The following is a 23,754-nucleotide window of genomic DNA, read 5'->3' on the forward strand; positions in this document are numbered from 1 at the left end:
GCGGCGACACGCCGAACGGGCTGGCGCCGGCCGGGGACCCGTGGCGGACCCACGGCTCGGACAACGGTCGAGAACGTGCTTGAGCGCGCATCCGGCCCGCAGGCCGCAGTCCGCGAGCTGCTGGGCGAGTCGGCGCTGTGGTGGAGCTGTTGCAGCGAGGCGGTTCGTGACGACCCGGCGTGGCTCGCCGGCCACGGCTGCGAGGAACTGCGAGCCTGGCTCGGGGCGACCGCATCGGACCAACAACACGCAGCGGTGGTGCGCGCCGATCACCCCCTCCTCCTGGCCAGGGCGCTCGTCGCACCGAAGGAAGGTACAGGGGACCACGACAGCGCACTCCTGCGGCTGCTCGGAGCGTGGGAGGGCAGCGGACTGCTGTACTCCGTGGCCGCTCCCGGACCCGCACAACCCTCCGGCAAGCGACTCGCCGAACTCTCGCCCCGTCTCGCCGGCGGAATCGACGCGCTCCTGCAACGGAGCCGGCAGCTATGCCAAGCCCCCGCTCCGGGCGGGCCGTCGTCGGCTGCCGAGGGACTTCTGGTGATCGCCGCGCTCATGATGGCGGGCATCGCACCTCACAAGCGCCCCGCCGTCCGGGTCCCCGTGGTCTTCGGCCGCTCATCCCAACCAGGCCCAGAGGTCCCGACCGCTGAGGGTGTCACCGGCATTCTGGAACTGCGCGAGTTCCCCCCGGGACCTGCAGGGTTGTATCCCGACCCTCGAACGATGGACGGGGTGCGCAGCCCGAACGGGCAGTTCGCCGCAGCGCTGGGCTCGGCCTGGCGCCTGGCCGGTCCGCGACGAGAAGGCCGCTGCGTGGTGTGGCGGATCGTTCTGTCCGTCGAACCCGCGGCTCCGGACCTGATCGAGGGCCCCTCGCTCGGCGTGGCCTTCGCGCTCGGGCTCCAGGCCCTGCTGCGGCGGCCCGGAGCGGGCCGGCTCCGCGATGTCTTCTACGGCCTGCGCCCGCGCACTGCGGTGACCGGCGCTGTCGACGCGGACGGCCGCTTGCTCAGGGTCGCCGGCCTGGACGCCAAGCTGCTTGCCGTGCGCCGCAAGGGCTTTCGCCTGGTGGCGCCCGAGGCGAACCGGCTCGAAGTCTCCGCAGCAGCTCCCCGTCCCGGCGATGTGAGGTTCGCTGCCACCTTGCGCGAAGCCGATCGGTACGCCCGGCAGTTCCGTACCGGCCGCATCGCCGTCTCGGCTCTCGTCCTCGCCGCCGTGACGGCCGGGGCATACGCCCTCCACCAGCGCGACCTGGCACAAGTAGGTCGGCACAGCGCCCTGGTCAGCCAGGTGACAGCCCGAGCGGATCAGCTCCGCGCCACCGACCCCTCGCTCGCAGCCAGGATCGACATCGAGGCATACCGCCTCAGCCCTACCGGGGATCACTACACGCGCCTGCTCGAAGACGCGAACAAGCCGCTGTCCACCGTCCTGAGCGACTTTCCCGGCAGCGTCCATGCGGTGACGTTCAGCCCCGACGGACTTACCCTCGCCGCCGTGGGCTCCGACGGCGCCAAGAACGTCCTGCGCTTGTGGGACATGGCGAACCCCGCGCATCCCGCGCTGCTCGGAGAGCCCGTCCGGGTCCGCAACGGGGTCAGCGCAGTCAGGTTCAGCCCTGACGGACACACTCTCGCGACCGCCGGCGTCAACGCCGTCGACACGGTGCAGTTGTGGGACGTGACGGACCGGGCTCGTCCCCGCGGGCTCGGCCAGCCCCTCGCCAACACTCCCATGGGCCCGCTGCAGTTCAGCCCTGACGGACGCATCCTCGCCACCGGCAGCAGGGAGGTCGAGGACGAGCAGCTGTGGGACGTGACCGACCCCGCGCACCCGGCGCCGCTGGGCCCGCCCCTCCGGCACACCTCGGCGGTGAACGCGGTGGCGTTCAGCCCGGACAGCCGCACCCTCGCCACCTCCTCCGCGGAGGACGGGGCACGCCTGTGGAACGTCGCGGACCCCGCCCGCGCGGTGCCGCTCGGCAAGATCTGGACCAGTGTCAGCTCGCTGGCGTTCGGCCCGGACGGCCGCACGCTCGCCGCCTCCGATCACGGCAGCGTACGCCTGCTGAACGTGGGCGACCCGGCCCACGTCGTCGCGCAGGGCAGCCCCCTGACGGGCTCCGCCAGTGCCGTCTCCACAGTGGCGTTCAGCATGGACGGACACATTCTCGCCACCACCTTCGCGGACCACACCATGCGGCTGTGGAACACCGCGAACCCTGCACGCTCCACGTCTCTCGCACCTCCCCTGGCCGGCCACACCGCCGCCATCCGCTCCGTGGCGTTCGGCCCCGACGGGCACACCATCGCCACCGCCTCCGACGACCACACCATACGACTGTGGCACCTGCCCACCGCCGTGCTGACCAGCCACACCGACGTCGTCACAGAAACGCTGTTCGGCGCAGGCGGGCACCTCCTCGCCACCGCTTCCACCGACCTCACCGTACGGCTGTGGAACACCACGGACCCGGCCCGCCCCACCCCTCTCGGCCGGATCCAGGACTCCGACAGCACCATCACATCCATGGCCCTCAGCACCGACGGACGCGCTCTCGCCACCAGTGCCTACGGCGACAAGCGCGTGACCCTCTGGAATCTGGCAGAACCCGCCCGTCCCGCCGTTGCCGCCCGGATCACGAACTTCTCCGCCGGCGTCAGCACGGTGGCGTTCAGCCCCGACGGACGCATTCTCGCCACCTCCACCTCAACCGGCATCAGCGGCGGCGACAACAGTGTGAGGCTGTGGGACGTGTCGGACCTGACCGGTGTCCGCCTGCGCGGCCAGCTGCCGACCGGCGCCGTGAGTGTGGGCGGCACGATCGCGTTCAGCCCCGACGGGCGGACCCTCGCTGTCTCCGGCCGCTACGTCAACGACACGACGCAGTTGTGGGACGTGACCGATCCGGACCGTCCGACCCGATCCGGACCGCCCCTCAACGGGGGCTCCGGTTCGCTGTTGTTCAGCCCGGACGGCCGGACCCTTGTCACCACCACCTCCACAGGCGTCACCGACGGCACGATCCGGCTGTGGAACGTCTCCGACCATGCCCAGCCCACCCCCCTCGGCCAACCACTCAGCGGCTACACCAGCCCCGTCCAAGCGGTTGCCTTCAGCCCCGACGGGCACACCCTCGCCACAGCCGGAACCAGTGTGCGCCTGTGGAACGTCACAGACCCGGCCCACCCTGCCGCGATCGGTCAACCCCTCGCCATCAGCACCGCCGTACTCTCCTCACTGGCGTTCACCCCAGACGGCCAAACCGTCGCCACCGGCGGTTACGACAACACGGTGCGGCTGTGGCCACTGGGAGCGGACCAGTCCGTCAAACAAATCTGCACGAACACCGACACCCTGACCCGCCAACAGTGGCAGCAACACCTCTCCATGCTCCCCTACCACTCCACCTGCAGCTAACGACGAATCGCAACCGCTCTCCGCCAGCCACCTCCCAAATGGCCAACTATCGGTGAAAGCCTTGGCCGCCTAGATGATCAATTCCAAGGGGCTTAGTGGTCGTAGGCAGTGAGCGTGCGCATGGTCGGCTGGCCGGTGCGGTCGTTGTGCCAGATCGCGGCGGTGAGCGCGAGGATGCGTTGCAGGACTCGGACGGTTACACCGTTGGGGGTGCGGCCTCGGTGTCGTTCGAGGTCGAGCTGGCCCTTGAAGGTCTCGTTGACCGACTCGATGACCTGGCGCAGTGGTTTGAACAGCTGTGATCCGGCTCGCTGTGGCTCGCCCTTGCGGGCCGGTCGCAGGAGGCGGATGTCCAGGTCGGCGAGCCGCTGTTCGAACTCTCGGCCGAAGTAGTTCTTGTCTCCGATCAGTGTCTGTCCCGGGTGTTCGGCGGTGAGGCGGGGTTCGACGGCGAGCAGGTCGAGGAGGGTCTCGCGCTCGTCTGCCTTGGCCCCGGTGAGTGCGAACGCGATCGGAAGGCCGTGCAGGGTGCAGACCAGGTGCAGCCGCAGTCCCCAGAAGTAGCGCGAGTGGCTGGCGCAGTATCCGTACTGGGCCCATCCGGCGAGGTGGGAGCGTTTGACGGTCTCGCGGGAGCGGCCGCACTCGACGGGCGTGGAGTCCGCCACCCACACGTCGTCGCTCCACAGTGTGGTGTCGCGGGCCAGTGCCCGGGTGAGCCGGCGGATCAGGTCGGCAGCCTTGCGCAGCCGCTTGTTGTAGCCGGGCTGCTGGGGCAGGTACGGAAAGAGGTGGCGCAGGTGGGCGCCGGCGTGGCGCAGCCAGCGGGCCTCGGAGGTGAAACCGAGCATCGCCTGCATCATCGCCAGCGTTACCAGCTCGGCGTCGCTGAGCTGCGGCACGATGCCCACGGCCGGACGCTGCGGGGCGAATTGCGGCGAGTCCTTCAGCAGGTCGTCGGTCTTCACATAGAGTGCGGTCGCGAGGGTGTCCAGGTCGTTCGTCACAGACTGACCTTGGGCGCCCTCGCATCGTCCGCGCTGTCAGTGCGAGAACTTCGCTCAGCTGGGCGCGACAGGCTGTTCGAGGAGCTCGTCCGGTCCGTCGAATCCGCAGCGCCGGTACAGCGGCGCACTGCGCTCGGACGGCCACACGATCAACGTATCCAGGCCGCGAACGCGCGCATAGCCGGTGGCCTCGTCGAGCAGGGCCCTGCCCAGACCGCGATTGCGCTGTTCAGGGGCGACGTAGAAGTTCGTCACGTAGCCCAGGGCGTCGGAACCCGGGTAGGGACTGGGGACCTTCTCCACAAGACACACGAACACGTGACCACAGGGCCGACCGCCCACTTCCGCAACCCAGGCACGCCACGGCCCGACCATCCGGGAACGCAGCCACTGCTCGCACTCGGCGGTGAACTCCTCTTCGTTCTGCGGGACTTCATCTCCGCCGTCCTCCACCTTGAACCGCCAGCGCATGGCTGCCAGCGCGGTCGCGTCATCGGACTCGGCCCGACGGATAACAACGTCACTCATGGCCAAACTCTCGCAGACCGATCCGACGAAGCGAAACTGCCTACGACCGTCCAACGACCCCTTGGAATTGATCATCTAGGTAGAGCGTCCGCGAGATCTGGGGGTAGTGGTCGTAGACCCGGCCCATCTCGTCCAGCAGCCAGGGAAAGGCTTCGGGGTGGCCGCCGAACCACTGGCCCTTGTGGCCGCGCGGGCAGAACGAGCAGTAGTTGGTGCAGCCGCGCGAGCCTTCCACCTGGCCGACGCCGTGGTGCTCAAAGGTGTCGGGCAGCAGGTCCAGCTCGGGGAAGATGTCGTCCTGGGAGCTGGACACCGGCTTGGCCGTCCGCCGCCGGCCGATGGCCAAGGTGCCGGCGCCACGAGCCGCCCCGTTGTAGCCAATGCCGCGGATGGCCTGGCGCGGGATATCACCGTGCCAGTGGGCTAGCACGTCTTGGATGGTGGCCTCACCAGCGCCCCGGGCGTTGAGCAGATCGGGGTACTGCTCCAGCAACAGCGCTTCGTTGCGGGCGGTCAGGCTGCCGCCGGCCACCACCAGCGGCGGCTCAGCCAAGCCGTAGGCGGCGTCCAGTAACTCGGTCATGAGGTCGTGCTGACCGAAGGTGGCCGAGATGCCCAGGATGTCGGGGGCGTTCTGAGCGACGGCCTTGACCAGATCGGCCACGGTGACGCCGAGCTGCATGTCGGCCAGCGTTACCTCGCCCATGAGGGTTGAGCGGCCGGCTCGGGCCACGTCGGAGATGCCGAGCGGGAACCGCGGCAGGGGGAAGTACTCCGGGTGGTACAGCGCCGCCAGCAGCAGCTGCGGCCGGCTGAAGCGGTGGGCGGCGTAGTCGTCCATGACGGCCAGCGACAGCCAGGAGCCCGGCGTCTCAAGGTCGAGGTGGTCGCCCGTCCAGCTCGGCCAGTGCCGCGCGTCGTGCGGCTGACCCGACAGGTCGGCCACCACCCACTTCGCGTCCGGCCGCTCGATGAGCACCAGCCGTCGGTCCAAGGTGCCGGTCACCCGGATGCGGTCGATCTGACCGGCCAGGTGGTGTTCGAGGTGCCGCCGCAGCCGGGGCGGCGCGATGAGGAGCCGGGCAGCGCCAGCAACCACGGCGGCTGGGGCTTCGGGCAGCGCCAGCTGGATCGCTTCAGCCAGCCGGTCGACCTGCGGTACGGGTCGCGCAGTGGTGGTAGTCATTCGAGCCTCGTTTCTCTCTGGTGTGAGATGCGGGCATGACGGCTCACCTGGCGGGCGAAAGAGCCCGTCCGGGAGGTGGTGGTTGGGAAGATCAGGAAGCGGCCGGGGCCGCCACGGTGGTCAGGGTGATCACCGGTCGGGCCTCGATCTGGAGGCGCAGGCCGTCCGAGGGCAACGCCAGCAAGATCGCCTCGCCGTGGAGCAGGCCAAGGACGGCCGCGTGGTAGCTGGCCGCGTCGGCCAACCACTCAGTGGCGAGCCGCTCGGTGTGTTCGTCCAGTGTCGGGGCCAGCCGCCGAACCGCTCGACGCAGCCAGCGCATGGCCTGACCGGGCGACTCCGCGAGATGGCGCAGCGGCACCCCTTGAGCCAGCTGCCCGCCACGGACCAGGACGAGCTCGCACTGGCAGAGGTAGCTACGCCTGGCGGCCGGAGCCCGTAGCAGTGATGCCAGCTGGGCTGGTGCGAGCGACTCGTGATGCGCAGTCAGTGCGGATGCCAGCGTCATCTACAGTCCCCGCAGTCCGACGAGCGTCTTGGCCGCCAGGAGCGACGAGGCCGGATCCTTCTCGAACGGCGAACGCTGGAGCCCCGCAGCGGGGGCCGGCGGCTGAGCGGTCGAAGCCTCCAACAGCAGCTCCGACCAGACGACCTTGCCGGACGCCGTCGCCGGAACGTAGAAGCCCCAGCGGGCACTCATGTGGGCAATCAGGAAGACACCGCGGCCGTTCTCAGCGTCCAGGCCGACTTCCTTGAGCACGGGCACCTCGGGTTGGTAGTCGTGCACCAGCAGCAGGAGCCGGTGACCATCCAGACGCAGCGTCAACGTGATCGTGCTGACCGGCGTCAGCGCCGAGTACGACGTGGCCTGTTCAGCCGGCCCGAGACGACGCAAAGCATTGGTGGTCAACTCCGACACCACCAGCTGAGCTGTGTCGATGAAGCTGGTTAGAACTCGCCAGTGGCGCAGGACATCGACAGTGTGTCGCCGAGCCCAGGACACGGCGTTGGGGGTGTCAGCCAGCGCCAACTGACTAAAAGCAGGATGGTTTTCGTTGGGCACGGGAAGTGCCTCCCTGGGCGGCAGGAGGGGTTGGACTCATCTCGGCATCGCGACAGAGCTCGCTTCTGGCGAGACGGGGTGAGCGGAACAACCACTGTGGCCGCGGCACCCAGCCAGAGCCATGCCGGGATGGGGTGCCTCACATACACGGCATGTATAGATCGACGGACACGGTCCGCAACGATCCATATACTGCTGGTCAGGAGCGATCTGGGATCAAGACTGCGGGATCGGGCGGCCGACAATGGCGACGGCGAACAGAGCAACCGTGCGGCAGTGCGACCGGTGCGGAGCGCGGCTCGCGGCCGATCACCCAGGGCTGCGATGCTCGCCTTGCCAGTCACTAGGCGGGTCAGCCCCAGCTCCTCAACCGCCGGTAGCGACAGCCGAGTTCTGGGCGACCGAAGCACTCAGGGCAGCCTTCGCGGCCCGCCATATGGGGCGCGTTCTCCGCAGCTACCGCTCCCATCCAGACCACACGGCCCGCCACGGTCCGCGGGGCGTCCCGCAGAGCCTGCTCGGTCAGTGGCTGGGACTAACCCAGGCGCAGATCAGCCGTATTGAGACCGGGCCGCCGGTGACGGACCTGGTCAACTTGGTCCACTACGCCCGGGTTCTTGGGATGCCACCCGAGTGGCTGTGGTTCAGCCTGCCGGGGGCTGTGCCGCCGCCGCGGTCGGAGGAGCCGCCGACCAATGGCGAGCTGCGGCCCGACTCGCCCGACGTCCAGAGCAGCCAAGACGCCTGGCGAGCTACCCGCCGGTATCTCAACACCCACCGCGCGCAGCTGGCCGCCGCCGCGAGCCAGCTCTACTCGGTTGACGCTCGTCTGGCGGGCGCGTCGCTGCTGACAACCACCCGGTGGTGCCCACCCGAGCCGGTGCTACTCGACCGCGTCCGGCTGACGTGGACGGGAAGCCCGAAACTCTCGCTGGTCGACGGCAGCGAGCCTGAGGCTCGTCAGACCCTGCCGCTGCGCGCCCCGGGCCGTCACTTCGATCGCTACACCCAGGCCGTGCGCTACATCGATGCGCCGTCCCTGTTCGAGAACCGCCCCAGCTACCGGCTGACCGGCGTCAACTGGTCCGCAGACGGCCGGGGGGAGCTGTCATTCGGGTTGGCGACTTACTTCGACAAGCTCGACGTCTCCGAAGCCATCGGGCACGAGTTCGCGGCTGCGGCTGCCGCTGAGCGCAACACCCGGGGAGTGAGCTGGGGCGCGCTCCCGCTGCGGCGGCTGGTCAACGACCCGTTCGACCTGGAGCTGCGGGCCGTGGTGCCGGCCATCACCACGCTGCTCCTGCGCCTCCGGCCGTCCGGCGAGGCCACTTTCCTGCTGCACTGGCGCGACCCTGGCAAGGTCGCGACCGCCGGCGGTCTGTACGACACCATCCCCGCAGGGGAGTTCCAGCCCAGCACTGTCATGGGTGACCCTGCTGGCCCCGACTTCGACCTGTGGCGCAACATCGTCCGCGAGCTCAACGAGGAGCTGCTGGGCGCGCCGGAGTACGACGGCTCCAGCAGCCGGCCGCTGGACTACGAGCGCTGGCCGTTGTACCGGGCGCTGCAACGGGCCCGCGCCGCGGGGCGCTTGCGGGCCTACTGCTTCGGCGTCGGCTGCGACGCCCTCACCCTGGCCGCGACGATCCCGAGCGCCATCGTCATCGCCGACGACGTCTTCGATGAGCTGTTTGGCGAGGTGGTGCAGACCAACGCCGAAGGCGTGACCGTCACCCGCTGGAATGGTCAAGACACCACCGCTGGCATCCCGTTCACCAAGCAGAACATCAGCCAGTTCCTCGCGAACGAACCCATGGCGCCTCCGGGCGCGGCATGCTTGGCTCTGGCCTGGAAGCACCGCGACCTGTTGCTCGGCTCGTAGGCTGGTCGCTGGCAAGCTGCCACAACTTCAAGGAGCGCAGTGTCCACCACACGTCAGCCGGAGCAGGCCACCACGCCGGAGGCGAGCCAGGCCCAGTGGCGGCAGGTCCGGGACTACTTGAACCGCAGCCGGTTCGAGCTGACCCAGACGGCTATGGCTGGCCGGGCCCTCCATGAATTCGCCCCCGGCGGGCGGGTGCTGGCACGCAAGCACTGGATTCCCGACGCGCCCGTGCCGTTGGAGCAGGTCCGGTTGCGGTGGCAGGAACAGACCCCAGTGGCTCCCATCGACGGCAGCGGTGCCGAGCTGGACGCCACCCGCGCCCGGCGGGCCGACGGCGCCCCGTACACCTTCTACGCCGACGCGGTCCGCGACCTGGCCAAGCCGCGGCTGTTCGAGAACCGCGGCTGCTACCGGCTGCTGGAGGTAGCGGAGGACGCCACCGAGCCGACGCTCACCTTTGGCCGCGGCCACTACTTCGACGTCATCAACGTCTGCGAGGCCGCGGCTCACGAGTACGCTGCCGCTGCCCTGGCCGCGCCTGACCAACCGATGACCGACCTGAGCACTACGCCGTTCCGGGCCGCCATCGGCGACCCCACTGACCTCGGCCGGCGGCCGGTCATGGCCGCCGTCAGCACGCTCGCCATCCGCTACGACCGGCAGACCGGCTCGGCGGAGTTCGTCCTGCACTGGCGCGATCCAGCGAAGGTCGCGAGCGGCGGCGGCCTCTTCCAGGTCATGCCGGTGGGTATGTTCCAGGCCTCCCACGACGCGCCGTGGAACGAGGCCAACGACTTCGACCTGTGGCGGGCCATCGTCCGCGAGCTCAGCGAGGAACTGCTCGGCAGCAGCGAAGACTACGGCAGCGACACCCGCCCCATTGACTACGACGCCTGGCCGTTCAACCAGGCCCTGAGCGCGGCCCGAGCGGCCGGAACGCTCCGGGTGTACTGGCTGGGGTTGGGCATGGACCCGCTCACGCTCGTCACCGACATGCTGACCGTCGCGGTGTTCGACGCCGAACTGTTCGACGAGACCTTCGCGCGGATCGTCTCCACCAACGACGAAGGCCACCGCGTGCAGCTGGAAGACGGCACCGGGCACGCGGTGGGGATTCCGTTCACGGCTGAACAGGTGGAGCGCTTGACCGCCCGCGAGCCGATGCAGCCAGCTGGAGCAGCGCTCCTTCAGCTGGCGTGGCAGCACCGCGACGTGCTCCTAAACATGGGGGCTGAGCGGGGACGAGAGAACAGCATCGCGTGATCTCAATGCCGGCGGACGCCACCCCCTTCCCGCACCACCCCGCAGCAGACCAAGGAGATCAGGTGACCCTGGTGCGGCCCAGCCAGCAGATGCAGTCCCTCGGCGTCATCCAGCAGGGCACTCCCGTCCTCCACCGGCCGGCCGAGCCGTTCGACCTGCCGGCTGAGGCTGTGGCCGCTCAGGCCGTGATCGACGAGCTGTTCGGCGCCATTGACCGGATTGGCCGCGTCCACTCCTTCGCCAAGGGCACGGGTACCGCCGCCCCGCAGATCGGCATCCCGCGAGCCGCCGCCATCGTGCTGCCGCCGACCGCCGGCGCTGAGCCGATCATCCTGCTCAACCCCAAGGTGACGGCTGTCTCCGATGAGATGGATGAGCAGTACGAGGGCTGCCTCAGCTTCTTCGACGTGCGCGGCATGGTCCCCCGACCGCTGCGGATGGAGGTCACCGCCACTGCGCTGGACGGCACCGTCACCACCGTCACCTACGAGTTCGGCCTGGCCCGCCTCATTGCCCACGAGATCGACCACCTTGGCGGCCTGCTCTACACCGACCGCATGCGGCATGGTGTCCATCCGATCCCGGTGGAGGAGTATCGGGGTACCGGGACGTCCTGGACGTACTGATAGCCGTGGTGTCCCTGGATGACCTGCTGCCGCAGCCAACCATGCGGCAACTGCTTCGTGCTTTGACCTTACTTGCGTACGAGCAGGAGGCCATTTATTTGCACCTCCGTCTCGAAGGGGTGGTCGAGGCAATCGCAGAAAATGGGCTTATGGCACGGAAGGCCAGTTGTCCTGAGTAGTCCCTTCTCTGACGTCAGGATAAACTGCTTTCTCTTTCGTTCAACAATCGCATCTATGACCAAGTCCCAGGTGACGCAGCTCTGGGTCGCCGTCGCCTTCAGAACCAATGGCACGGTTTCGCCAGAAGATATCGTGATGGCGTGATTGCCAAAGTACGCCGCAGACGGGTGTCTCTCGTCCAGATCCAGTTCTATGCGGAGCAGCTCCCCGCCTCCACCCAGCCCGACCGAAACGAAGGTTCCGCTGAGCACTTCTGCCCTTTCGCGCACACGTGCCCACATACCGATGATTGTCACCGGGGTGTCGAGGCCCTGGAAGACGATGTACCGCTCGCTTCTGCCCACATCGCCGCCACCATGGGCATATATCCAATGATCGAATTCCTTAAAGCGGCGACCCCAGTCTTCTATATTGAAAATGGTGTAATTTAGGCGCACGATATCTTCATTGCTGATTGGATAGGCTAATGCCCACCATGTGGCTATGCGACTGTTCTCGGTGATGCGCGCAGGGAATGAGGATATCCCGACAGGCTGGCGCCATCGAAGTCGGTTAATCAAGTGAGGTGTTCCGATGGCAGCAGCCACAAGCGCCGCGCAAATGGCTGCCGTGATCCAAATCCAGCGATTCGCTCCTCCCTCGGATGCTGCATTGGTGAACAATCCGAGGGCCACGGCCGATACAGAAGCGACAGCGATCCTTAACCCAATCACGTGAGTCAACCCCAGCGCAGGATTTTCGGTTGCTAAGTGGAGGGCATGCACCATGACCGGTGGGCCAGCTGTCCACGGCCGTGATCAGGCCGGGGTAGTCGGTCCACGCACAGCTCTCTCGTCCCGTGGCCAGGCCCTCGCCTCCGGCTACAGCTTGATGCGGAACATGCCCCGGCCGTGCGTCACGCAGACCAGCACGTCCGCACCGCCGTCCTTCATCCAGAACAGGTCCTCAACCGAGCAGTTGGCCGGGCCCTCGTTAGTGGGCGACCAGGTGGCACCCGCGTCCGCGCTGGCGAAAAGGCCGACCTCGGTGCCGCAGTACAGGAACCGCTCGTGCGCCGGGTGCACGGCGAGCGCGCGGATCGGGGCATGCGGTAGCGCGCCGGCGAGGCTGCGCCAGTGCGCGCCGGCGTCCTCGGTGACCCAGAGGTTGTCGCGCTCGAAGCCGCCGAAGCAGACGTAGACGGTGTCCCGGTGCGCCGGGTGGACGGTGATGCAGGTGCAGAGGCGCTGCGGCTGCAACAGGGCCGGTTCGGTGGCGCCCACCTGTTGCCAGGCGGGCGCGGCCGCGGTGGCGTCGGCGTCGGTGCTGCGGAAGACCTTGCCGTCGGTGTGGCCCACCCAGGCCGTGCCGGGGGCGCCCGGGGTCGCCGCCAGTGCGCTGATCAGGGCGTTCCCGTCAGCCGGGGGCTTGATCTCCAGCCATCTCGGGCCGGAGGTGGGGGTGTTCGGCGCCTTGGCGTCGTCGGTCCGCCACAGTGACTGGCCGCCAGCGTAGAGGCGGTCGGAGTCGTTCGGGTCGATGACGAACGGGGCGATGAACAGGGCCGTGCGGGCGGTCGGCCCGTTCTTGGCGTCCTCGATGCGGAACGGCGGCGGCTTCCAGTCCCAGGCTCCCCTGGGGCCCAGTGCGGGGTTGAAGAACTGGCCGTGGATGTAGTTGCTGCCGGTCAGCTCGCCGTTGGTGGACGCCCCGTCCGTGCTGCGGTGGATGGCCAGGAAGACGTACTCGCCGTAGAAGAAGTTCTCGTCGTCCGGGTCCGCAGCGCACGTGCCCCCGTCACCGCCGAAGAACTTCGACCACTGCTCGGTGCCGTTCGCGGGGGTGAAGCGGAGCGAGCCGTTGTCCTGGGCGCCGCCGACGATCGTGCCGGAGGTGCTGTTGCCGGCGCCGCCGAAGAACTGGGTGACGCCGTAGTTGTTGTCCAGTTCGGTCCAGCCGGCCACGAAGGGATCGCCCGGCGGGTCGCTGCCGACCAGATCGAGGTCACCCCGGAACACGCCGCCGTCGTTGCCGAAGAAGAGGATGCGGTTGTCGGCGCCGTAGTCGGGGTGCGAGACGATCGCGTGCTGGTCGGCGTGCGCCGAGTCCGGGCTCTGCCAGGTGCTGATCTCCCTGAGCTTGTCGCCGCCGTTGTCGCTGCGCCACAGGTTGACGCCGCCGAGGATCAGCAGGTCCTCGTCCTCCGGGTCGCCCGCCCAGATCGTGTTTCCGTACCAGCCCTGGGGGCCCAGGTACTTGGCCCGGCGGCCGTCGAGTGCGAGGGTTTCGCGGGCCTGGTACGTCCGGCCGCCGTCGCGTGACCGCCAGATCCGGCCGGTGCCGCGCTTCTCGCCCGGCTCGGCCTGGTCCTTCATCTCCACCGAGGCGTAGACGATCTCGGGGTCCTTGGCGGCGTACGCCAGCTCCACCCGGCCCGACCAGGTGGTGTGCGTCGAGGCGGTCCAGGTGGCACCGCCGTCGCCGCTGAACAGGGCCTCGCCGTCCAGCGTGCCCGCGACCGCCTTGGCGCTGTCGGTGGGGTTAAATCCGACGTACCCGACCTTGCGGGGCAGCACCACGTCCCACTGGGCCCTTGCCGCGTCGGTGCTGCGGAAGATCCCGGCCGGTCCGGCCGCGAGGACCACGTGGCCGTCGGCGGAGACCGCGATCCGGTTCACGCCGCGCAGCCCCGGGATGCGGGTGGCGGGGATTGACGCCCAGGTGACGCCGTCCGTGGTGCGGAACAGGCCGTTGCCGCGGATGGCGTCGGCGTTCCCGAAGCTCTCCCCGGTGCCGACGTAGATCGTCGACGAGTTGCTTGGGTCCATCGCGATGCAGGAGCATGACAGGTTGTCGAGGAAGTCGTCGACCGGATCCCACCGCTGACCGCCGTTCTCCGTGTGCCAAACGCCACCGCCCGCGCTCACGGCCCACATCCGGTCCGGCTGCTTGGGGTGCACGACGATGCCACGGGTGCGGCCGCCGATGTTCCCGGGGCCCAGCCACTCCCAGCCGGCCCGGGACAGGCCGGCGGTCGGTTGGGGTTCGCCCGGCGCCGCGGGCTCTGCGGGTTCGCCGGTCCGCGTGCCGGTCGGGACGCCGGCCGTCTGCTCCGCCGGCGCTTCGCGCTCCATCAGGGCGCGCAGCTGCTCCTGAGCCCGGCCCAGCGCGTGCGGCGGCGGCAGGGCGCCGAAGTCGCCGAGCGCCTGCTGGAGCCGGAACTCGGCGCGGGCGGCGGGCAGGTCGGGGTAGTCGACCCGGATCAGGGCGCGGATCAGCGCCTCACGTGGCAGCCGGCTGAGCGTGTCGTTGGTGGTGCCCCGGTTGCTGCACAGGTACTGGACCTGCTCGACGCTGATTTCCTTGGCCTGGGCCAGCTCTTCGTCCGAGATGGTCATGATGTGCTCCTGAGGGGTGAGCCGTGCGCGGCCGTGTTCACGGCGGAAGCGGCGGGGGGAGGCGGGGGCTCGTCGCGTCCAGCTGCACCTCCCAGTTCGCCGAACCGGTGCGGACGTCCACGGCACGGAGCAGGATGGCACCGGTGCCGGGGCCGAGCGCGAGTTCCATCCGCAGGTCGCCGATCCGGGTGGCCCGCAGCACGTCGGGTGCGAGCGGGGCCTGGACGGTCTGGGCGGCCAAGGCGGTCTGGACGGCCGGCTCGGGGGCGGTGGGCGGTTCGGCGGTGGGGCCGTCGTCGGTGAGTTCCGGCACCGGGCCGCCGAGGTCGAGCCGGGCCGTGCCCCGCGCCGCGCGGGCGGACTCCGTCAGCCACAGTTCGTCCGGCGGCGCGCCGCCGGAGTAGGCCGTGCGCGCGGTCCATTGCAGGACCAGCCGGTCCGGGCCGGCGGCCTCGGTGGTCAGTGTGAACGCGGACGTGTCGTCGAGCTCGGGCCGGGCCCAGTCCGGCAGCCGGAGCGGCGGCGAGGTCCAGTGTTCGCTGCCGTCCCCGGCATCGAGCGCCACCACCACGGCCGCCGGGGCCGGACTCTCGGTGACCCGCAGGGCCACCACGACCCGGTCCAGTACCGCGAGGGGCCGCAGGTCCCGGCCGCGGCGCCACAGCACCGTACCGTCCGTCAGGCGCAGGGCGATCAACGTGCCGTCGCGGTCGTGCACCACGGCCCGGCGGCCGTGCTCGTCGGCCGCCCCGCGCGGGAGTTCCACCATCCGCCCCCCAATCACCTGCGCTGCCGGACTGTTCGCTGCCAGACTATTCGGTGCGCAGGCCGCGGGGCCGGCGCCACTCGATCCGGGCCAGCAGCGCGAAGCCGGCCGTGGCGCAGAACGCGAGCGCGACGATGACCCATTCGAGGGCGCCGCTGTGCTGGTCCGGATCGACGCCGAAGACCGACTCGATCCAGTCGGGCCAGGCCAGCGTGACCACGAAGACGATTCCACTCACCACTGCCAACAGGGCCTCGATCCGGCCCCGCAGCCGAACTTTGCTGTTCATATCCGCCCCTCTGGACGGCATGCCGCTCTGTCGTTCTTTCAGTAGGCGCTTCGGTCACTCCGGTGTCAAGGCTTACCGTGAGTGACGGCTACTCAGAGTGATACCCGAGCCGAGGGAGGGCGGGGCGGGCAGGATAGCGGCAGTCCTGAACCTCAAGGCGCGCGGATCCGCTTCGCGTGGGCCTCTCGGCGCGGGTCAACCCGTCGCCTTGCGTGGATCGCACCGGACCGTGACCTCGCGGCGGCTCGACCGCCAGCCGCAGCCGGATCATGGTTCGGTCGCCGGGGCCTGGAGGAGCGGATTGGGGTGGCGCGCCCCCGGTGACCAGAAACGTTGCTGCTGGTAATCCAATCTGCCTTATGTAATCACCCATATGGCCGCACGCGCTGTTCGATTTTTGGTAGGTACCATTCACGTCCTGGCCTCCTGCAATTGCAGCTGTAATTGCAGAAGGCCACCGACCTGCGACTTCAGGCGGGTTGGCATGTGAGTCCGAAAAGCTCCTCTTCGTACGAGTGGAAGGCGAGATTGGCATGAACAAGTACAGGAACGGCGTGCCGGCGGACAGCGTTCCCACGGCATGGGTCAAGGCGAACGCGAGTAACCTCAACGGTCAGTGCGTTGAGCTCGGTGCGCTGGTGAACGGGGGCGTTGCGATGCGCAACAGCACCGACCCGACGGGTCCGGCACTGATCTTCACCAGCGCCGAGATGCGGGCTTTCCTGGCAGGTGCCCGTGCCGGTGAATTCGATCATCTGATCTCACTGTGACCGTCTAGTTCGATAATTTGACATGGGCAACACGCGGCCCTCCGGTGTGGAAGACTTGCCATGTTTCGTCTTCTGTGGGAGGGCCGTGTGACGCCAGAATGCGGTGATCAGTTTGACGCCGATAATCTCATCGCATTTCGCAGGCCGGGCGCCGATCCGGAGCAGAACCCCACAGCCGCTGGCTTGCTCCTCGGCTTGCAGCTAAAGGCGCTCCGTGGCGCCAGGACGCTGAAGAAGGTTGTCGAGGGGATCGACAACCGGCTGTGCCAGGCCAAGCTCAGTCGGCCGGGCCCTGCTGCGGTTCTACAAGGCCGAGCCCCAGATTGCCGAGGTGGTTGAGGAGCTGGCTCGCCATGCGGCCCAGCCGAACTGGTTGCACTCCTACCGCGACGTGCTCAGCAGTTGGGTCGAGCGGCTGATGGCATTGGAGTCGGCGGCCATCAAGCTGATCACCTACGAGGCCAAGATCGTTCCGGGGCTGATCCAGACCCAGGACTACGCGCGCGCGATCTTTCGAGGGGAGCTGCCGAGCCACTAGGCCCACCGGTTGGACCGATACCTCCTCCTACGCCAGGAGCGGCAGGAGCGATTCCTGGTGGCGCCGCCGCGCTCAGTCTTCTACCTGGGGTACAGCACGCTCTACCGCCGGGTTGGCTCGCCGCGGGTCATGGTCGACCAGCTGCAGCGGCTGGTCGACCTGACCGACACGCGCGGCTTCGGCGTCCGGATCATCACCCTCGACCACACCTTCGCCTCCTCCGTGTCCTCGCTGACCCACCTCGACTTCGGTCGGTCTGGGCTGCCCGAGCTCGTCTACAACGAGCGGCTGCGGGGCGCGGACTACTGCACCCCAACCGCGGATGAGCGGCCGGCGCCGGGCGAGGCCCACAAGGTGTCCGAGATGGAGGAGTACAAGGAGCTCCTGTGGCAGCTCATGGCGATGGGCACCGAGCGCCAGGAGAGCCGTGAGTTGCTGCTCGAAGCCAAGGAACACTTCTAGAAGCAGCTCTGATGCACGTGCCTGGCCCTTGGTCTGGTTACGGGACCAGGGCCAGGCCGCCGAACTCGATCCACTCCCGCGTCCGTTGGCGGGGCAGAACCTCCGAGTCAGGTCGCCAATCGGTGACGTCCAGGAGCCCGGGTGGCTGGATCTCGAGTCCGTCGAAGTAGGTGCGGACCTCCGCCTCGGTCCGCACTCGACCCCAGTTGTTGTTCGTCTGCTCGGCCATGAGGCGAGTCACGCCGTCGCGAACGGCTCTGTCCTCGCTCACGAGTTGGCAGATGACAACCACGCTGCCGGACGCCAGGTGCTTGATCGTCTCGCGCAGCAGGCGGGCCGGCTCAGGATCCGGCACGCAATGCAGCACCGACACGAACAGGGCGGCCACCGGCTGGGTGAAGTCGATGAAGCCGTCCACCTTGGGGTGGGACCGGATCGCCTCCGGGTTGGTCATGTCGGCGGCGACGATGGCGACGTCATCGTTCTCATCCAGTAACGCCCGGCCCTGGCTCAGCACCACTGGGTCGTTGTCGACGTAGACCACCTTGGTGTGGCGATCGACCCGCTGGGCGACTTGGTGGACGTTGTCCTGCGTCGGCAGGCCTGACCCGTGGTCAATGAACTGGCGGATCTCGTAATGAGTCGCGATGTGCTTGACGACCCGGCGTAGGAAGGCGCGGTTGTTGACGGCCAGCTCCCGAGAACTCGGGGCGGTGCGCAATCAAGGCTTCGGCATAGTCGCAGGCCGTCCGATTCGTGATGGTCTGTCAGCTCGGTGAGGTCCCTGCAAATATGGCAGGCACGGCTTCCAAGATCATGGAGTTCTCGACGCCCCGTGATCCGAGTGGAGGACAGTACCTGCCGACGCATCATCGCCGATCCCACCTGCTCTGCTCTTCCCCCGGCGCCCGGCAAGCCGTCCAGCTCAAGCGCCGCCGCACCGACCGCAAGACGGGCAAGACCCGCATCAAGACCGTCTACGTGGTCACGAGCCGCCCGCCGAACAGGCCACGCCCGCCCAGCTCGCGCAGTTGATCCGCGACCACTGGAAGGTCAAAGCCCTGCACCACGTGAGAGATACGACGTTCGCCGAGGATGCTTCCCAGCTGCGGACCGGCAACGCGCCCCGGGCGATGGCCAGCTGGCGCAACCTCGCCACCGGAGCACTGCGACTTGGCGGCGTCACCGACATCGCCGCCGGCCTTCGCCGCAACGGCCGGGACCCACGCCGCCCCTCGCGCTCCTCGGCTCACATGATCACGAAACGGACACCAGCCGACTACGCCGAAGCCCCGTCTGCCCCGCCATACGGAGCCTGGCCCGACAGGTCGTTGCGATGCTCAGCATACGGATTTGGCCCTTTCGCTCGCAGTTGCTGAACTTTCGGTTGAGGCGGACGCTTGAAGTAGTGCGAAGCAGCCCGAACTTTCGGGAGGCGGCAATGCCTAGAAAATCAGGAAATCATAGGATTAAGGATCTACTCTCACCGAGAGCGCTACTGGCCGAATCTGCAATTGTTGGCTTACTTCTAATTCTACTGGTAAATGTGTGGCTTCATTCTGGCGAAGAGTGGCATGGGCGGCTGCTGGGGTCTATTGGAGAGGCTCTGCTAATTGCGGGAATTCTCGGATATTGCGTCGACGGCATCCTTAAGACCGCTCTAGTTAAAGATATTGCCGGGCTCGTAATGAAGACCCTGTGGGGCCACAACTCTCCACAGGAATATGTAGAGCAAATGCGTGATGCTATTGGCTCTATTGACAGAATGAGTTCGAGTGTTGAACTGAGAATAGAGCTGAGCTGGCATGATCCGGGGAAGGTGCTAAAGGCGGTATGTACGACTAACAGCAAGAAGCACAACATCTCCAGCTCCTCTTGGAGCGCCTCTCCGCCATGGCTTGGCCATGCCATCGAAGGAGCGCCACCGAGCGAACTGCAGTTGCTTGAAGTTACCGTCGACAATCCGGCGGCGGATGACCGGCTTAGTCGAAGGGAAGTGGAGCGCTGGAATACCGCACAGCTGGCGCCGTTTGTGGTGAGAAAAAATGACGGCAGTATTGTTCTGCGCGACAATATTTTCGGCGCCAGGAATCTGCCAAATATTGAACCTGGCGGGTTTTGTGAGACTGAGGTCGTGGGCATAACTTATCATCGAGCCGTTGGAGATCAGCCGCTCATTCTGAGCAATCCTGTGCTGGCCATTAAGCTCACTATATTCGGTGAAGCTCTCCAGGATCTTGATTTTCGGGCGCGGGTCGGCGGCGATAACCTCGCGCTGGAGCGCTCTGGAGATTCAATGCTCGGGAAGCACGGATTCTCACATGCTGGGGTCGCGATCTTCTTGGAGTGGTGTCCGCTAGATCAGTCCGCAACACAGGGTGGAGCCGCCGCCCAGGACGTGGTGACGGGAGTGTAGCGGGCCACTGCAGTCCCGGCGTCGGACCGGAGTTAAGGCCACCAGCCGATGTAGATCCACCCAAAAAGAAACAAGACAGGGAGGAAGCAGATCACCAGTGTTGGCCGGATATACCACGAGAGTGATTCCAACGCGCGGTCGAGGCCGAGTCTCGAGGCGGCGATTTCCCGGCGTCGCGGCTGAACGAAAAGAGCGCTAGAGAGCGGCACTCCGATTAGTTCTTCAAGCTTGCTTCCAAGTCCGATCATGTGCGCGCGCCAAGTCTTGATCCATTGATAGGAGCTCACTGCCACTAACAGCCAACTTATGCAGAGCATAATGCCGAAGACGGCCAGCGAGCTTCGTCCTAGTGTGGATTGGCTAGATCTGCTGCTGGCAGCAACGGCCACTAGTGCGCTCTGGACCAGTAGGAAGAGGTTCATGCGGCTTGAAAAAAGCTGAAGATCCGAGTCGTAGTGGCGCTGCGATAGGTCGTAGGCTTGCCACAAGTGCGATAATTGCTCCGCTGAGTTGCTTGGGGATTCGGACTGGCTCGACATCACATATCCTCTGACGTGGACATGGTGGCATGTGCTTGAAGTGCGATCTCCACGGCTTCAAGCGCCGTAGCAGCTCGGCCGACTTGCGTTGATTCGCCTTCATCTTGATTGGCCTTGATGCTCCAGCCGTCAAGGGTGAATGTAGGTTTCCCCATTCGCATGGCGAGAGCTACTTCACTAAGTGTCCCCCAGCTGCCCCCCACTGCGATCACGACATCGCAGAGATTGACTAGAAGGCCGTTTCGCAACTCGCCGAGGCCAGTGGTCAGCTCGATAGACAAATAGGAGTTGCCAGCTCCGCGCTCGCGGCCAGGGAGAATTCCTAGAACGATTCCCCCCTGGGCTCTCGATCCTTTTGCTGCGGCTTCCATGACTCCGCCGAGGCCGCCGCAGATGACCACGGCGCCGCGCTGGGCAAGGAGGGCCCCGACCTCCATTGCGGACTCATATTCGGCGGCTGTGGCAACGCCAGGGCCAACGACACCTACGTAAGCGCAGCGAGCCTTGTCGCTATGGGTGGGTTCTGACGGCATCGGCTCTCCATGATCAGCGTTTTGCTGTCATCCAGCATGCCAGCCTTCTGACGGTGTGTCTGGGCTATCCGCTGAATGCGTGTTGTCCGGCCTGGTCGTGGTCAGCCGTCCGTGATCAGGCCGGCGCCTCGTGGCCGGGCCGCCAACGGGACAGGCACGGCTGCCCAAGATCATGGAGTTCTCTACGTTCCGTGATCCACCGGGAAGACCGTGCCTGCCGACGCATCATCGCTGATCCCAGCTGCCCTTGACCAACTCGGCGAGCATCCCGAGATCGCTCCGGAAGAGATGCCCGGACTGTTGGAGCGCCTCGCTCAGGTGCCCGATCCACGCAAACCGCGTGGGGTCCGCCACCCACTGGTCGTCGTCCTCGCCCTGGCCGCGTGTGCGGTGCTTGCCGGCGCGACCTCGCTACTGGCGGTCGGCGAGTGGATCGCCGACGCCCCGCCCCACGTGCTGGAACGCGTCGGCGTGCGGCTCGACCCACTGTTCCCCAGGCGGTCCCTGCCTGCGGAAGCGACGGTCCGGCGGCTGCTGGCCAGGATCGACGGCGACGCGCTGGACCGGGCCCTCGGCCGCTGGCTCTCCGATCGGCGGCGGCCCGCCGACGGCCGGCCGCGCGGCCTGGCGGTCGACGGAAAGACCCTCCGCGGAGCCGCCAGGGCGAAAGGACGCAAGATCCACCTGCTCGCCGCCGTGGACCACACCACCGGCCTGGTCCTGGCTCAAGTGGACGTCGGGGAGAAGACCGGCGAGATCACCTCCTTCCGCCCGCTGCTGGACACCGTCGCCGGCCTCGCCGGCGTCGTGGTCACCAGCGACGCCCTCCACACCCAGACCGACCACGCCGCCTACCTCCTCGGGCGTGACGCCCACTACATCGTGATCGTCAAGGGCAACCGCAAGCGACTGCGCGCGCAGCTGAAGTCCCTGCCCTGGAAGGACATCCCACTCCAGGGCCGCACCACGGACAAGGGCCACGGCCGCGGCGAGATCCGCCGGATCAAGGTCGCCACCGTCAACAACCTGCTCTTCCCCGGCGCCCGCCAGGCCATCCAGATCAAGCGCCGCCGCACCGACCGCAAGGGCGGCAAGACCACGATCAAGACCGTGTACGCGGTCACCAGCCTGACCACCGAGCAGGCCAGTCCCTCCGAGATCGCCCGACTCGTTCGTGGCCACTGGACCGTGGAAGCCTTGCATCACGTGAGAGACACGACCTTCGCCGAGGACGCCTCCCAGCTGCGGACCGGCAACGCACCACGAGCGATGGCCAGCTTCCGCAACCTGGCCATCGGCGCCCTCCGCCTGACCGGCGTCAAGAACATCGCCGCCGCCCTGCGACGCAACGCGCGCCGCCCCGAACGGCCCCTCGCCTACCTCAGCCTCACGTGATCACGAAACGGACAGCCGCCGACTTTGCCGAGGCCCTGGGTGCGCAATAGGTCCTCGACGGCGAGCCGATCCGAGAGGAAATTGTTAGTGCCGCCTAGGAGAAAGTCGTACATCCTGGCGGCACTTGGTACTGAAAGATCGATCTTGTCCTGTACCGGATCTTCGTCCACGGGCGCCCCTGGAGTGTTCGGCCGACCCTGGGCTCCTCCAGGGCAGATGATCCACCTCATGGTAGGGGTGCAGCACAAGGCGCACCACTACACAGACGGGTGAAGTGGCGCGGGCTGGCGCACGGGTGGCGAACGTGGAGGCGAGATCTGGCTGGCGCGCCGGCCGACCAGACGCTGAGCCGGACTAGGGGCAGGCGCGATAGACCTCGGGGGCGTCAACTCGCAGGAGCCGCTGGGCCATCAGCAGATCAGCCCGGGCTTGGGGCGGCTCGATCCCCATGAGGGCGGCAGCCTGCTCGACCGGCAGGCCCAGGTGGTCGAGCAGCGCCGCGTCGGCGTTGTCGGCCGGCAGAGTACGGTGCAGGTGGTCGGACGCCGGGTTGGACGCATCGAAGCACGCAGCAGTCACCGTGGCGCGCAGGATGCGCCAGGCGTACGCCGCGGGATTGCGCCGTTGCAGCACCACACCCCAGCGTCGCTCGGTCAACCACAGGGTCGCCTCGACGGCCTCGCGGCTCAGGCCGGGGTCGAGCAGCCGAGCCCGCGCGTAGCGGTGGCACCCGTCCGTCTGCATCAGAACGAAGGCGGCGAAGCCGCTGCGGTACGTCTTGCCTCGGCCTGCGGCAGGTTCTCTCGCTGCCCCTTGATCGGCTGCCAAAGGAAGTCCTCGTCAACTCGCAGGTGCCCACGTGCAGGTGTCTCGTTGCCGGTTCGGCTGACGACGGGCTCGCCCCGCCGTGGTCCTGGCGGGGCGAGCTGCGGTCGCCAGGCGCGAAGGGGGCGCGGCCGGCAATGGAGGTGGCTAGCGCCGGTGCGAACGGCGGGCGTTGGCCACGATGCGCTGGACGTAGTGCATCAACGCCACCACGAGGTAGACCCGCTCCGGGTCCACGGCGGCACGGCCGCGCAGGAGAGCCGCGGTCAGGAGCACCGGCAGCGCCGCCACAGCGGCCAAGCCGACCTCTCGCAGAACCGGCATATGCAATCGCACCGGCCGGGACATCGCGCTGCTACGTTGGGGGTTCCTCGGGGCACGCTTCGCGCGCCCTCGGGAGGGCTGATCTGGCATTGGTGGCAACCTCTCTGGATTGGCCCTGCGCCCTGGGTGGTGTTGGCCCACCGCCCAGGGCAGCCCCTTTCTGGGGGCGTGCGCACCACGGTAGCTCCCGCGGCAGGACAAATCGGCCCCCAACTGCCCTGGTGCAAAACCATTTTGGGGAGCCGCCGAGCCGAACTGATGGAGCAATAGTCAAGACTTGTGGATCGACGGGAGCTCAGCGGTAGCGCGGGAGCCCGCCGAGGTCGGGAAGCTCGTCCTCGAAGTCACAGGCGGCA

At 67.6% G+C, this 23,754-nt stretch carries 21 protein-coding genes and 2 pseudogenes; 8 read left to right on the forward strand and 15 right to left on the reverse strand.

Annotated elements, in window-relative coordinates; all coding sequences use genetic code 11:
• Positions 1 to 75: 75 nt before the first annotated feature.
• The gene (locus ACZ6NC_RS38395; protein WP_465738535.1) at positions 76 to 3,426 is read left to right on the forward strand and encodes a WD40 repeat domain-containing protein; all 3,351 of its coding nucleotides are present in this window, start codon (positions 76 to 78) and stop codon (positions 3,424 to 3,426) included.
• 92 nt (positions 3,427 to 3,518) lie between these two features.
• On the opposite strand, the gene ACZ6NC_RS38400 is transcribed toward ACZ6NC_RS38395, so the two are convergent.
• The 5 genes from ACZ6NC_RS38400 to ACZ6NC_RS38420 all read right to left on the reverse strand — a co-directional run bounded on the left by ACZ6NC_RS38400 (position 3,519) and on the right by ACZ6NC_RS38420 (position 7,210).
• A complete protein-coding gene (locus ACZ6NC_RS38400) occupies positions 3,519 to 4,433 on the reverse strand; it encodes an IS982 family transposase (protein ID WP_465738536.1) in 915 nt (304 codons plus the stop codon).
• Between the two features lie 54 nt (positions 4,434 to 4,487).
• Positions 4,488 to 4,961, reverse strand: a complete 474-nt coding sequence (locus ACZ6NC_RS38405; RefSeq protein WP_392936848.1) for a GNAT family N-acetyltransferase — start codon at positions 4,959 to 4,961, stop codon at positions 4,488 to 4,490.
• 40 nt (positions 4,962 to 5,001) lie between these two features.
• Positions 5,002 to 6,147: a cobalamin-dependent protein gene (locus ACZ6NC_RS38410; protein ID WP_465738537.1), complete on the reverse strand. Its 1,146-nt coding sequence runs from the start codon at positions 6,145 to 6,147 to the stop codon at positions 5,002 to 5,004.
• A gap of 91 nt (positions 6,148 to 6,238) precedes the next feature.
• Positions 6,239 to 6,655 (reverse strand): hypothetical protein, encoded by a 417-nt coding sequence (locus ACZ6NC_RS38415; RefSeq protein WP_465738538.1) that lies wholly within the window; start codon positions 6,653 to 6,655, stop codon positions 6,239 to 6,241.
• A complete protein-coding gene (locus ACZ6NC_RS38420; RefSeq protein WP_465738539.1) occupies positions 6,656 to 7,210 on the reverse strand; it encodes an ATP-binding protein in 555 nt (184 codons plus the stop codon).
• A 577-nt stretch (positions 7,211 to 7,787) separates the two neighbouring features.
• Here ACZ6NC_RS38420 and ACZ6NC_RS38425 point away from each other — a divergent pair.
• The 3 genes from ACZ6NC_RS38425 to ACZ6NC_RS38435 all read left to right on the forward strand — a co-directional run bounded on the left by ACZ6NC_RS38425 (position 7,788) and on the right by ACZ6NC_RS38435 (position 10,984).
• Complete coding sequence (locus ACZ6NC_RS38425; protein WP_465738540.1) at positions 7,788 to 9,092, forward strand: helix-turn-helix domain-containing protein; 1,305 nt, start codon at positions 7,788 to 7,790, stop codon at positions 9,090 to 9,092.
• Between the two features lie 39 nt (positions 9,093 to 9,131).
• On the forward strand, positions 9,132 to 10,358 hold the full coding sequence (locus tag ACZ6NC_RS38430; protein ID WP_465738541.1) for a helix-turn-helix domain-containing protein: 1,227 nt from the start codon (positions 9,132 to 9,134) through the stop codon (positions 10,356 to 10,358).
• A 62-nt stretch (positions 10,359 to 10,420) separates the two neighbouring features.
• Positions 10,421 to 10,984 (forward strand): peptide deformylase, encoded by a 564-nt coding sequence (locus tag ACZ6NC_RS38435; RefSeq protein WP_465738542.1) that lies wholly within the window; start codon positions 10,421 to 10,423, stop codon positions 10,982 to 10,984.
• Positions 10,985 to 11,052: 68 nt separating this feature from the next.
• Here the strand turns inward: ACZ6NC_RS38435 and ACZ6NC_RS38440 are convergent, their stop codons facing one another.
• The 4 genes from ACZ6NC_RS38440 to ACZ6NC_RS38455 form a co-directional block, all read right to left on the reverse strand.
• A complete protein-coding gene (locus ACZ6NC_RS38440; RefSeq protein WP_465738543.1) occupies positions 11,053 to 11,931 on the reverse strand; it encodes a hypothetical protein in 879 nt (292 codons plus the stop codon).
• A 93-nt stretch (positions 11,932 to 12,024) separates the two neighbouring features.
• Positions 12,025 to 14,541: a WD40/YVTN/BNR-like repeat-containing protein gene (locus ACZ6NC_RS38445; protein ID WP_465738544.1), complete on the reverse strand. Its 2,517-nt coding sequence runs from the start codon at positions 14,539 to 14,541 to the stop codon at positions 12,025 to 12,027.
• 37 nt (positions 14,542 to 14,578) lie between these two features.
• Entirely contained in the window at positions 14,579 to 15,310 is a 732-nt protein-coding gene (locus tag ACZ6NC_RS38450; protein WP_465738545.1) for an outer membrane protein assembly factor BamB family protein, read from the reverse strand.
• 43 nt (positions 15,311 to 15,353) lie between these two features.
• Positions 15,354 to 15,596, reverse strand: a complete 243-nt coding sequence (locus ACZ6NC_RS38455) for an ABC transporter permease (RefSeq protein WP_465738546.1) — start codon at positions 15,594 to 15,596, stop codon at positions 15,354 to 15,356.
• A 533-nt stretch (positions 15,597 to 16,129) separates the two neighbouring features.
• On the opposite strand from ACZ6NC_RS38455, the gene ACZ6NC_RS38460 reads away from it, so the two are divergent.
• Both ACZ6NC_RS38460 and ACZ6NC_RS38465 read left to right on the forward strand, forming a co-directional pair.
• A complete protein-coding gene (locus ACZ6NC_RS38460) occupies positions 16,130 to 16,366 on the forward strand; it encodes a DUF397 domain-containing protein (protein ID WP_465738547.1) in 237 nt (78 codons plus the stop codon).
• A gap of 418 nt (positions 16,367 to 16,784) precedes the next feature.
• Positions 16,785 to 17,366 (forward strand): annotated as a pseudogene (locus ACZ6NC_RS38465) (DUF5753 domain-containing protein).
• Between the two features lie 37 nt (positions 17,367 to 17,403).
• Here ACZ6NC_RS38465 and ACZ6NC_RS38470 read toward each other — a convergent pair.
• Positions 17,404 to 18,087: an SAM-dependent methyltransferase gene (locus ACZ6NC_RS38470; protein ID WP_465738548.1), complete on the reverse strand. Its 684-nt coding sequence runs from the start codon at positions 18,085 to 18,087 to the stop codon at positions 17,404 to 17,406.
• A 687-nt stretch (positions 18,088 to 18,774) separates the two neighbouring features.
• Between ACZ6NC_RS38470 and ACZ6NC_RS38475 the strand changes: the two genes are divergently transcribed.
• Complete coding sequence (locus tag ACZ6NC_RS38475; protein ID WP_465738549.1) at positions 18,775 to 19,782, forward strand: hypothetical protein; 1,008 nt, start codon at positions 18,775 to 18,777, stop codon at positions 19,780 to 19,782.
• Between the two features lie 32 nt (positions 19,783 to 19,814).
• On the opposite strand, the gene ACZ6NC_RS38480 is transcribed toward ACZ6NC_RS38475, so the two are convergent.
• Positions 19,815 to 20,321, reverse strand: a complete 507-nt coding sequence (locus ACZ6NC_RS38480) for a RipA family octameric membrane protein (RefSeq protein ID WP_465738550.1) — start codon at positions 20,319 to 20,321, stop codon at positions 19,815 to 19,817.
• Entirely contained in the window at positions 20,321 to 20,854 is a 534-nt protein-coding gene (locus ACZ6NC_RS38485; RefSeq protein ID WP_465738551.1) for a TIGR00725 family protein, read from the reverse strand. The genes ACZ6NC_RS38480 and ACZ6NC_RS38485 overlap by 1 nt, the downstream gene beginning before the upstream one ends.
• A gap of 288 nt (positions 20,855 to 21,142) precedes the next feature.
• Between ACZ6NC_RS38485 and ACZ6NC_RS38490 the strand changes: the two are divergent.
• Positions 21,143 to 22,090 (forward strand): annotated as a pseudogene (locus tag ACZ6NC_RS38490) (ISAs1 family transposase); the annotation flags it as partial.
• 140 nt (positions 22,091 to 22,230) lie between these two features.
• Here ACZ6NC_RS38490 and ACZ6NC_RS38495 read toward each other — a convergent pair.
• The 3 genes from ACZ6NC_RS38495 to ACZ6NC_RS38505 form a co-directional block, all read right to left on the reverse strand.
• Complete coding sequence (locus ACZ6NC_RS38495) at positions 22,231 to 22,479, reverse strand: SAM-dependent methyltransferase (protein WP_465738552.1); 249 nt, start codon at positions 22,477 to 22,479, stop codon at positions 22,231 to 22,233.
• 124 nt (positions 22,480 to 22,603) lie between these two features.
• Entirely contained in the window at positions 22,604 to 23,077 is a 474-nt protein-coding gene (locus ACZ6NC_RS38500; RefSeq protein ID WP_465738553.1) for a hypothetical protein, read from the reverse strand.
• A gap of 144 nt (positions 23,078 to 23,221) precedes the next feature.
• The gene (locus tag ACZ6NC_RS38505; RefSeq protein WP_465738554.1) at positions 23,222 to 23,398 is read right to left on the reverse strand and encodes a hypothetical protein; all 177 of its coding nucleotides are present in this window, start codon (positions 23,396 to 23,398) and stop codon (positions 23,222 to 23,224) included.
• Between the last annotated feature and the right edge of the window lie 356 nt (positions 23,399 to 23,754).

The sequence above is a fragment of the Kitasatospora sp. NPDC041988 genome, from assembly GCF_055588525.1.

Bases quoted from the DNA above. Each gene is read 5' to 3' on its own strand.
- ACZ6NC_RS38405 (WP_392936848.1), bottom strand. From the start codon at position 4,961: ATGAGTGACGTTGTTATCCGTCGGGCCGAGTCCGATGACGCGACCGCG.
- ACZ6NC_RS38410 (WP_465738537.1), bottom strand. From the start codon at position 6,147: ATGACTACCACCACTGCGCGACCCGTACCGCAGGTCGACCGGCTGGCT.
- ACZ6NC_RS38415 (WP_465738538.1), bottom strand. From the start codon at position 6,655: ATGACGCTGGCATCCGCACTGACTGCGCATCACGAGTCGCTCGCACCA.
- ACZ6NC_RS38440 (WP_465738543.1), bottom strand. From the start codon at position 11,931: ATGGTGCATGCCCTCCACTTAGCAACCGAAAATCCTGCGCTGGGGTTG.
- ACZ6NC_RS38445 (WP_465738544.1), bottom strand. From the start codon at position 14,541: ATGACCATCTCGGACGAAGAGCTGGCCCAGGCCAAGGAAATCAGCGTC.
- ACZ6NC_RS38450 (WP_465738545.1), bottom strand. From the start codon at position 15,310: ATGGTGGAACTCCCGCGCGGGGCGGCCGACGAGCACGGCCGCCGGGCC.
- ACZ6NC_RS38455 (WP_465738546.1), bottom strand. From the start codon at position 15,596: ATGAACAGCAAAGTTCGGCTGCGGGGCCGGATCGAGGCCCTGTTGGCA.
- ACZ6NC_RS38460 (WP_465738547.1), top strand. From the start codon at position 16,130: ATGAACAAGTACAGGAACGGCGTGCCGGCGGACAGCGTTCCCACGGCA.
- ACZ6NC_RS38480 (WP_465738550.1), bottom strand. From the start codon at position 20,321: ATGTCGAGCCAGTCCGAATCCCCAAGCAACTCAGCGGAGCAATTATCG.
- ACZ6NC_RS38485 (WP_465738551.1), bottom strand. From the start codon at position 20,854: ATGCCGTCAGAACCCACCCATAGCGACAAGGCTCGCTGCGCTTACGTA.
- ACZ6NC_RS38495 (WP_465738552.1), bottom strand. From the start codon at position 22,479: ATGAGGTGGATCATCTGCCCTGGAGGAGCCCAGGGTCGGCCGAACACT.
- ACZ6NC_RS38505 (WP_465738554.1), bottom strand. From the start codon at position 23,398: ATGCCGGTTCTGCGAGAGGTCGGCTTGGCCGCTGTGGCGGCGCTGCCG.